Source organism: Ureibacillus manganicus DSM 26584 (assembly GCF_000772945.1).
In the GTDB taxonomy this organism is placed as follows: domain Bacteria; phylum Bacillota; class Bacilli; order Bacillales_A; family Planococcaceae; genus Ureibacillus; species Ureibacillus manganicus.
The window spans coordinates 1-9,851 of the sequence record NZ_JPVN01000049.1; the positions used below are offsets into that span (position 1 = coordinate 1).

The following is a 9,851-nucleotide window of genomic DNA, read 5'->3' on the forward strand; positions in this document are numbered from 1 at the left end:
ACGTTTAATTCATTAACGTTTTGTTGTTCAGTTTTCAAGGTTCATTTTTCTCTGTCGTTCGCGACAGGAATTTCATTATATCATTATATCTTCTTTCATGTCAACCATTATTTTAATGTTTGTTTTTTCTAACGAACATTCTATTAGGTGACAGGATTTTATTATATCAAAGTAATGAGATATGTCAACACTTTTATATAAATATATAATTTTGATATAGCGTCTTTGCGACAGCTATATAAATATATCAACTATTATATTTAATGTCAACTAAATCTTAAAATATTTTTTTATCTATTTATATGCTTCTATCACTATTGCGAAGGTACATAAAGTTGACAGTTTGGGAAGTTGATAATTGTATACCATGTAGAATGCCAGATGTGTTTAAACAGCAATCGATTCCCTAATGTTTCAATTATAAGGTTGTTCTTACTTATATAATAAGTAGAAATACAAAAACAGTGGACAATTTTATTTCATTGGGTAGCTGAAACTACCGACTCTTATTTTTTTCAAAGTGATCCCCCTTATGCCATGATAGTAATTGAAGCACTAATGTAATTGCTTTTACATAAATAATACAGATGATCCTGTCTTTAAGCATAGTAAATAACCCATCCATGAGTTTGTAGTCACGGATGGGTTTAGATCTTTGGAAAGGTTGATTAAGTATTAAATTTGTATATGTAATAAAATCACTTTGAATACCGAAAGTGCAATTCATATAATATTTGCACTGAAATATTTTAGTTATTGATAACAGATATATGGAAAGGTATTAATTGATTCAATTTATCCCCGCGCAAATTCAACTTAATATCTTCATTCGTTACATTTGCATTAATTAAAACAGACTGGTTAGCTTGAACAGTTCTCCGTGTATCAAAAATGTTGAAAAGGCTAAACGACCAATTTGTTTGTATTGTTAAATTTCCGTTGTCATTAAAAACTAACAAATCATCCGCTATAGGTTTAAAAAATACGTTTTTAGATTTCATATCCAATTTAATGGTAGTATTCCAATCTCTGTCTGGATTTTCTCCATTGTAACTTAAATCTCGGATCATATTAACGTTACTAATTTCCAAACTTTTAGGATTAGCCTGGAATGATGTTGTGCTTACTAATGAATTGAATAACAATATTGCTAATATAATTACTAGCCCTATTAATATTCTTTTTTGTTTAACTCCAAAATTTAACCTTTGCACCATTCTTTCATCCTCTCTTAGTAAAAAATCTAAGGAAACATTAAAACAGTCGCAAATCTCAATTACCATCTCTAAGTCAGGATAACTCCTTCCCGTTTCCCAACTTGATATAGTCGATCTTGACACTTGCAATTTTTCAGCTAATTGCTCTTGTGTTAAATTATTTTCTACTCTTAGTTTTTTGAGTTTTCCTGATAAATTCATCATTCGTCTCCTTTCAGATTTAGATTATTTTAGGTTGTTTTAAATGACTAGATAAGCTTTTTAACATCTTGATTTTCTAGCGACAAGATTCTTGTCATTGTTGATATAACAATGTTTTTAGTCCTTTAAAAATTAAAAGTATTTCTTGCAGAACATGGAATTCCCTTAGCAAGCTTCCTTACGTCTAATGAAATTATAATATATCTCTATAATGGTTCTACCATATTTATAAAGGGTAAAAGTTACATAGCGGAATAGTGTTCTTTCACAAAACGTATTTACTATGATTGAGTTCAACTATTTGGAGAGTTTTTTTTATTCATTTTCAATAAACCGCTATTACTTAAAGTGACATCTACACTTTCGAATAATCTGATACTTTCAAAAATATCAACTATTTGCTAATCTAAACCCATTAAATACACTGATTGAAAAGGAACGATATAGATGAAATTTAATCCGAGCTATGCACCTGGACCAACAGATGTACGCGAGAATGTACGCTTGGCGTTAGCTAAGAAAACAAATAATACAGATTTTGATAAGGAATTTATCCACTATTACCATGAGGTATCCAAAAAAACGGGTCAGGTTATGGGAACTACAAATGAAGTGCTGTTGCTTGCTGGAGAAGGGATTCTTGCTTTAGAAGCTGCATGTGCGAGCTTAACTGAACCTGGTGACCGTGTCCTTGTACTTGATAACGGTATTTACGGTGAAGGGTTTAAAGATTTCGTCAGAATGTATGGAGGCGAGCCTGTAGTCTTAAGTTTTGACTATCAAAAAGCGATCCCTGTTGAAGAAGTACGTGACTTTTTAGAAAAAGATCGTGACTTTAAATATGCAACTTTTGTTCATGTTGATACACCGACGTCCGTCTTAAATGATGCAAGCGTGCTATCTCCCCTTCTAAAGGAATATGGCATTCTAACTGTCGTTGATTCTGTAGCTGGTATGGTTGGTGAGCCAATTGATGTCGACAAAAACCAAATCGATATTTGCTGTGGAGGGACTCAAAAGGCGATTTCAGCACCTGTTGGCTTAGCAATTGTTTCCGTTAGTGAAGATGCTAAAAAAGCGATGGATGACCGAAAGACTCCAATTTCTTCTTACTATGCAAACTTACAAATTTTCAAAGGGTATATTGAAAAAGGAACGTTACCTTATACTATGCCTGCTAGCACGATTGAAGCTTTAGATGTTGCCTTAGATAATATTTTAAATGAAGGTCAAGCAGCGGTTTATGACAGACATGCAAAAATTGCTGCCGCTGTGCGCAAATCGGCACAAGAATACGGACTATCTTTATTCTTAGAATCAGGAAGCTCCAACACAGTAACCGCTGTGGTGATTCCTTCAGAAATCGGCGCATTACGATTACAACAACACATTAAAGAGACATACAATCTATACATCGCTACTTCTTTGGCGCAATATCAAGATGTAATTCTGCGAATTGGCCATATGGGTGAAAATGCCTTCGTTGAAAAGGTTTTAGCTGTGTTAACAGTAATTGATCATGGCCTCCGTGATCTGGGGTTCGAAGGAAAAGGTAATCTTGGGCAGTTGTTCTTGGAGGCTTATAGAGAAGGTAACTAACTGATGTAATAATGGTTGTATTAGCAAGTAGTTCACAGGAAAAGGTCTTCATACGGGTGTTGATGACCTTTTGTGCTTGAGATTTCTCCGGAAAAGGTCTTCATACGGGTGATGATGACCTTTTGCGCTTGAGATTTCTCCGGAAAAGGTCTTCATACGGGTGATGATGACCTTTTGTCCTTGAGATTCGACCAGAAAAGGTCTTCATACGGGTGTTGATGACCTTTTGTGCTTGAGATTTCTCCGGAAAAGGTCTTCATACGGGTGATGATGACCTTTTGCGCTTGAGATTTCTCCGGAAAAGGTCTTCATACGGGTGATGATGACCTTTTGTCCTTGAGATTCGACCAGAAAAGGTCTTCATACGGGTGTTGATGACCTTTTGTGCTTGAGATTTCTCCGGAAAAGGTCTTCATACGGGTGATGATGACCTTTTGCGCTTGAGATTCGACCAGAAAAGGACATCATAGAGGTGATGATGACCTTTTGTCCTTGAAATTCGAACAGAAAAGGTCTTCATCGAAGTGATGAAGACTTGTTCTACTTGATAATCTACTTATTCTAACGTTTCGCTCGCTTTTCCTCTTTAATTGCTTTCGCTAAATCCGCAATTAACAAAATGAACCCTGCAGTAGAAACAACCATACTGATTACAAAGCCGATTAGCCAAAATTCAACAGTCATCTCTATGTCTGCTATCATAAAAATTGCAATTAGCACAATGCCGATAAACAGTAATAATAATCCTAGTTTTTTCAATAATGTGACTCCTCTAGCTATTATTTAGGGGATTTCCCATTAATGTATTTACTAATCCTCGGAATTCTTTAATCCACACGTACTTATGATACGGTTTAAGTTAACTTTATCTCAAATAAAAAGCAGACTTCACCCTATTATAAGGTAACATCTACCAGACTAACATCGTACTTGTATTGCCATCACAATGATCCTAAACTCTTTCAGGACATAAAAAAGAGCTAACAGACACGGTTAGCTCCTTTCATCGTTATTAACACTTCAACTCTTCGAACGAAAGACGATACGCATCAATTTTCGTACAAAGTTTGTTTCGTAGGTTGATTAACCACTCTGGATAGTCACCAGAATCATCTATGTCAATGGCTCTTATTAGCTTCCCGAAGGTCACTAAATTGTGTAATTTCATAAATTCCGAAGCTTCATTTAGTATTTCACTATCAATTGTCGTTTCTGATTGGTAACCATCTAAGAAGGTTTTAATCAAAGGCGAGTTCACACTAAAGTCACCCACATCTCTAAGGGCATATACGATATCCGCTACATACCAATAGCTAGAACAATCATCAAAATCAAGCATACCCACCACATCGTTATTGAGTAAGAGATTATCTAGTTCAAAGTCATAGTGGATTAATCCAAAGTTATCTTTAGAAATGTTTAATCCTTCTGCCCAACTCAAAATTCGCTCCAACTCTTGATGCGCTGCTGTTTCATTCGTCGGAATTATCTCTTTCGCGTTTAAAAGGTGCTCTCTCCAACTAGGGCGAGCAGCATGGAATTTTTCATCTAAGTTTTTAGAGCTATTGTGTAATTGCCCTAAAGATTTCCCCCACAAATAAATTTGTTCTTCTGTCATTTCATCGATGTCAGCATGTTTTCCCTCAAGCGCTTCGAACACAACAGCATAAAATGTTCCTATTTCAGTTTCTACTATTTCAACATATTTACCATTTAACGATTGCACTGGCTGAGCAACGTTTAAAGAGTCTTTTCCTAATTGTAGAACAAGGTTAATTTCCGCTTCGACGGATGAAAGGTCTCTTTCACCCGAATCATTGAATCTTAAGAAATAGGTTTTCCCCTCTTTTTTGAAGATAAAGATAAAGTTTGCACTCGCTCGAAAGTAGTAAACGGATCCTTCATCATATCCCCAATTTGCTAATATTTTTTCTGCTAACGGACTTCGCCACTCGCTATCAACCGTTTCTAGCAATTTATGCATCAAACTAAGTTTCATCATATTAAATATCTCCTCATCTCTAATGGTGGCGGCTGGTACACTTTCGCCTCACCTACAAATACTTCACCATTTCCGCAAGCCCACGGTCGATATAAGGAATCCCTTCCTCATACCCTTCCAATAAGATCGAGAAAATATATTCCTTACCGCTATCGCCTACAACATATCCTGATAAGCAGAATACCTCCCAAATATAGCCTGTCTTTGCAAAGATTCGATTTTCGTACTCACTTTCTGTGAATCGTTCGCGAAGTGTCCCACCAACCCAACGATCTGGTTGGCCCGCGACTGGTAACGAGTCAAAGAATGTTTCGAAGTACGGTTCAGCCTGAAGTCGATGAAGTAGCGCTGTTATCCCCTCTGATGTTAAACGATCAGAATGCGATAAACCGGAGCCATCGACAAACTGCCAGCCGTCAATCGGGATTTGAAGCTGCTCTAAATAGGCACGTACACTTTTCAGCCCCGACTCATAATCCGCAACACCCTGCTCCTCGTGGCCGATTAATTTCACAAAAATATCCGCGATACTGTTGTTACTAAACTTCATGAAAGCTGGGAACATTTCAGCAACTGTTGGTGAAAAATGTGTATAAATTAACGTGGCAGATGAAGGCACAGTCCCCTGTACAACCGCGCTCGTTATATCGAATGCGATCCCCTCCTGCTCAAAAATATGTTTCATGAACTGTAAAGTATTAATCGTCGGGTTTTGTAGAGACACCCAGTTTTTCGCGCTTTCACCTTGTGGTAGGTTACCTGAAATGATGATCTGATTTGTATCATTTGTACGTAAGATCTCTAAAGTATTCTCCTCACTTGCTGCAACAGTTAGCGCAGCATTAGTAATTTCATGCCCACTTAAGTAAGGGATTACTTTATAGCTAGGTTGCTCCCCAATTTCTCCAGGCTCTGCTGTCACGATAATCGAGCTCGCATCATAATCCCCATCAGGCGACATGGTAATAGCTGAAATCCTTGCACCCCAACAATACGTTTCTCCCTCATCATCCACACCTGGTGGTAATGTCTCCCCTGGGAATAACGTATCGTCACCGATTAAATCCCCCACAATTTCAGTAATCCCGTACTCTTTAAGTTTCGTAGCAAACTGAATAAAGGCTTCCTTATTTAAAGTTGGATCCCCGCCACCTTTTATAATTAAGTTGCCTTGTAAAATACCATTCTCCAAATTACCATCCACATAAATTTCAGTTTTCATGCGGTAGGACTCCCCTAAAATCCCCAAAGCTGCCGCGCCTGAAACTAGCTTCATATTCGATGCTGGTCGCATTGGATGCTGCCCTCTATGCGAATAAAGCACTTCTCCCGTTTCGCGATCACGGAACATAACCGTTACATGTTCTTCCCCAATTATTTCGTCGATCGCACGCTGTATCCCACTAACACTTTCCTCACTAAGCCCCGTATTCATATTCGAAACAACCTCCATGTGAATTACACCCCTATTTTTAGAATTTACTGATAATTAATTTTAACAAAATTAAACTAGCAATTATATAAAAATTTAACCGGATTTTACCAGATTATAGAATGAAGCTAAAGTTATTCCATTACCTAGCAAATGTCTGTCCTTACCATAAAAAAACACCTTCGACTAGTATTTCTAATCGAAGGTGTTTATGCTTATAGAGCTCCCTTTCCCTACCTAAACCTTTCATCCATCACACGGGCAATGAATGCGGAAAACTCCGTACGAGTTACTACTTTTTTCGGTTTAAATGAACCATCAGGGTAGCCAGCCGCAATTTTATTTGTTGCTAATATATTAATATAGGAACTTGCCCAGTAATCTTTCGAGATATCTGTAAATTTATTATCAGACACTCCTTCTAATTGATATGCATCTACTAGCAAACGTGCGATTTCTTCACGAGTTAACGGTTTGTCCGGTTGGAAATCCGTTCCTTTCGAAAAAACCCCTTCATCTACCAGAGCAGCGACCGCTTTGTATGCCCAATGGCTAGTAGATAAATCATTAAAGCCTGGATTTGGACGATTGTTTAAGTCCAAATTCAAAGACCTAGCAATCATGGATGCGCCTTGTGCACGTGTTACCGCTGAAGACGGGTCAAACCTCCCATTACCCATTCCACTTATAATGCCCAGGTCCACAAGGTATTTGATTTCGTCTTCCGCCCAATATCCATTAGGCACATCTAAGAATATGCCAGATGGGGAATAAGTGTACATCCAATCCCAAATCCATTCATACCCTAATTCACTAACCTGCTTATTTGTTCCTAATGCTAAAATTTGATCGTTCGGTAATGAATACAAAAGTGGTCTTGTAGATGGGATGGCTATCTCAATCAACTCCCACGTATTTTGTGAGTAAAGATACGCCTTTCCTTTTTTCATTTTAGAATCTGAACCTGTCATTAAGATTCGACCATCCTTCAATTCCAACGCATCTGTCGCGTGAAACCCAGATTCCGTTAATGATTTAAATTTATCTTCTTGTAAATAGTAGATTCCTGTTTTGTAGTTCCCTAAGAAAAGAATCGACCCATTTGATAAATACATTAACTTAGTAGCACCATTGAAGTTTTGATTGAAACTATGAACATCCCATTGGTTAGTTTTAGGATTATAAATTTCAATTGCAGCAGCATATTTACTATTAACCTGCGTTCCGTCCCCTTCGATTAAAACAGATCCGCCAGTTGCAAGGATTCGTCCATCCTTTAGTGGCAGAAACGTTACTCCAGAGTTAGCTTTATGCTTCATATCCGCCGCTTTTGACCAAGTGTTTGTATATGGATTATAAATCTCAACATCATTTCCTTCTCCATACCATCCACCTGCAATCATCACTCGCCCATCCTGCATTAAAACAGCATTGATACTTATAAACCTCGGCGTGTTCAGTTCACTCGTTGCAGTCCACCGATTAGTGGCAGGGTCATAAATTTCCGCTTTTACTATTTTACTATCGTTGCTCACATCCGTTTCAACGAAAACCATCACACGTCCATCTTGAAGCAGCACAGGTGAGTAGATGTCGCCCTTTTGATTTACAGGCATAGCTACCGACCATCTTTGTGTTTTATAGTTATAAATATAGGAGTTCTTCGTTCCAATGACCATCACGCGGCCGTCTTTTAACTGGATCGCATTATTTTCCGCAAATGTGAAATTTGCCGGTAAATTTAATAGTTTAAAATCGACATTACTTTCAACAAAGTTCCATGACGAACCATTAGCCGAAGAAATGGATGGAACACTCAGCAACATTGTTAGCATTACTAGTATAGCAATTGTTTTTTTCACCATTCCTCTTTCCTCCTACGAATTCTCGAACTAGATTAGAATATACATTTATACTATTTTACCAATAGATTCCATCCCAATACCAGCCTATTTATTTAGAAAAGTATCGTACACGCTTGCAAGTGCATTACTTCACAGATTGACGTAGCAAAAAATAATATCCCTATGTATGTTGCAAATATGTTCAAAAAACTCGTTTTGGGGGTCTGGGCAAATTTATATGCATTCAGGAGGTTACTATGAACTGTTTCAATTGTGAGCAAAAGATTGATGATACCTACCGTGTAAATCAAGTTGGTGAAGTATTCTGTTCAGATGATTGTTATGATGTATTTCCACATTCCATGGACGATACAGCACATCCTTACATCGATGACTATGAAGGAATAAGAACAAACTATTTAGACTGGTTGCAAAATTGGCAGGTGGATTTACAAAGCACTTACCCTAACAAATATCCATTACATGCAGTGGATGAAATGAACGATAAGATCGATGAAGTTTTCGAAACTTATTTGGATTATTATCAGACTAAAGGCGATGATGGCGTATTCGCGAATGAAATCTATCAGTATTTATTAAAGTTTGAAGAATTGCAGAATAAAATATTGCATTGGCGGCCTGAAAGGAAAATTTATTATTATTTGTCGGTGGATGTTTATTTAGATGAATCGGGTAGTCAAATTCAAAATTGGTATGAGTTTGCAAAATATCTCTACGATAAAATTGCGGTGAATCTATTTTTCCTATTGAAAGATAACGTGCATCCGCATGATAACATGGCGTTTTATTTTGAAAATCAGTCTTACTTAAACGAAGTCTTGGACGAATTTGCAAATGTATTCGGGAGTGCCTTTGTTGAAGATAATATCTATTCTGACGAAGCGTACCTCTGTGACGGCGGCTGTAATGATTATGAGGTTATTGGGAATGAAGTGGATATGGATGCTTTAGATGGATGGTTTATTTGTTGCTCCTGTGAAAGGTCAGACTATCCAGGCTTCTTCACCAAAGTGGAATTGTTGAATGAACTAGATTTGACGGATGTGCAAGGTGATATCCGATTAAAATATTCAAAGACTTATAATTGGTATTCCTATATTCGGAAAGTGAAAAGATCTTGCAGGTATTACGAGTTGAAGTTTCCGCATTGGATTGATTTTGAGTATGGGTGATGGTGGTGCTCATTTTTAAATAGGGGCGGAAGTGTAATGGTGTGAATGTTGCGGCGATTCGGGACAACTTGCAGGGAGTTCACGCCACTACTGTCTCATAAACTTACTTTTTGTGACAACTCGCACCACTTTTACACCTCTACTGTCTTAATTACTGGCTTATTTAGACAACTCACTCCGCTTTTACGCCTCTACTGTCTTAATGGGAGGCTTATTTAGACAACTCGTACCACGTTTACACCTCTACTGAATTAATGGCAGGCTTATTTAGACAACTCACACCACTTTTAAACCTCTACTGTCTTAATGGGAGACTTATTTAGACAACTCACAACGCTTTTACGCCTCTACTGTCTTAATGGG

General features: G+C 37.4%; 7 protein-coding genes. 2 read left to right on the top strand and 5 right to left on the bottom strand.

The features are described 5' to 3' along the window. Positions 1-749: 749 nt before the first annotated feature. Positions 750-1,418 (bottom strand): helix-turn-helix transcriptional regulator, encoded by a 669-nt coding sequence (locus tag CD29_RS19830; RefSeq protein WP_052124260.1) that lies wholly within the window; start codon positions 1,416-1,418, stop codon positions 750-752. 447 nt (positions 1,419-1,865) lie between these two features. Between CD29_RS19830 and CD29_RS18935 the strand changes: the two genes are divergently transcribed. Further along, positions 1,866-3,017 carry a pyridoxal-phosphate-dependent aminotransferase family protein gene (locus tag CD29_RS18935; protein WP_036190517.1) on the top strand — a complete coding sequence of 384 codons (1,152 nt, stop codon included), beginning with the start codon at positions 1,866-1,868 and terminating at the stop codon, positions 3,015-3,017. 561 nt (positions 3,018-3,578) lie between these two features. Here the strand turns inward: CD29_RS18935 and CD29_RS18940 are convergent. The 4 genes from CD29_RS18940 to CD29_RS19835 form a co-directional block, all read right to left on the bottom strand. Beyond that, entirely contained in the window at positions 3,579-3,776 is a 198-nt protein-coding gene (locus CD29_RS18940) for a hypothetical protein (RefSeq protein ID WP_036190520.1), read from the bottom strand. 253 nt (positions 3,777-4,029) lie between these two features. Next, positions 4,030-5,019, bottom strand: coding sequence for a phosphotransferase enzyme family protein (locus CD29_RS18945; RefSeq protein ID WP_036190523.1), 990 nt, complete (start codon positions 5,017-5,019; stop codon positions 4,030-4,032). A gap of 52 nt (positions 5,020-5,071) precedes the next feature. After that, positions 5,072-6,454, bottom strand: a complete 1,383-nt coding sequence (dacB, locus tag CD29_RS18950) for a D-alanyl-D-alanine carboxypeptidase/D-alanyl-D-alanine endopeptidase (protein WP_235801875.1) — start codon at positions 6,452-6,454, stop codon at positions 5,072-5,074. 230 nt (positions 6,455-6,684) lie between these two features. Continuing rightward, positions 6,685-8,316 carry an S-layer homology domain-containing protein gene (locus tag CD29_RS19835; RefSeq protein ID WP_052124261.1) on the bottom strand — a complete coding sequence of 544 codons (1,632 nt, stop codon included), beginning with the start codon at positions 8,314-8,316 and terminating at the stop codon, positions 6,685-6,687. 236 nt (positions 8,317-8,552) lie between these two features. Here CD29_RS19835 and CD29_RS18960 point away from each other — a divergent pair, with 236 nt between their 5' ends. Beyond that, complete coding sequence (locus tag CD29_RS18960; protein WP_036190528.1) at positions 8,553-9,488, top strand: hypothetical protein; 936 nt, start codon at positions 8,553-8,555, stop codon at positions 9,486-9,488. Positions 9,489-9,851 lie beyond the last annotated feature (363 nt).

What these genes read in the sequence shown, in the direction of transcription:
- CD29_RS19835 (WP_052124261.1), bottom strand. Translation starts at nt 8,316, where the DNA reads ATGGTGAAAAAAACAATTGCTATACTAGTAATGCTAACAATGTTGCTG.
- CD29_RS18945 (WP_036190523.1), bottom strand. Translation starts at nt 5,019, where the DNA reads ATGATGAAACTTAGTTTGATGCATAAATTGCTAGAAACGGTTGATAGC.
- dacB (WP_235801875.1), bottom strand. Translation starts at nt 6,454, where the DNA reads ATGAATACGGGGCTTAGTGAGGAAAGTGTTAGTGGGATACAGCGTGCG.
- CD29_RS18960 (WP_036190528.1), top strand. Translation starts at nt 8,553, where the DNA reads ATGAACTGTTTCAATTGTGAGCAAAAGATTGATGATACCTACCGTGTA.
- CD29_RS18935 (WP_036190517.1), top strand. Translation starts at nt 1,866, where the DNA reads ATGAAATTTAATCCGAGCTATGCACCTGGACCAACAGATGTACGCGAG.
- CD29_RS19830 (WP_052124260.1), bottom strand. Translation starts at nt 1,418, where the DNA reads ATGAATTTATCAGGAAAACTCAAAAAACTAAGAGTAGAAAATAATTTA.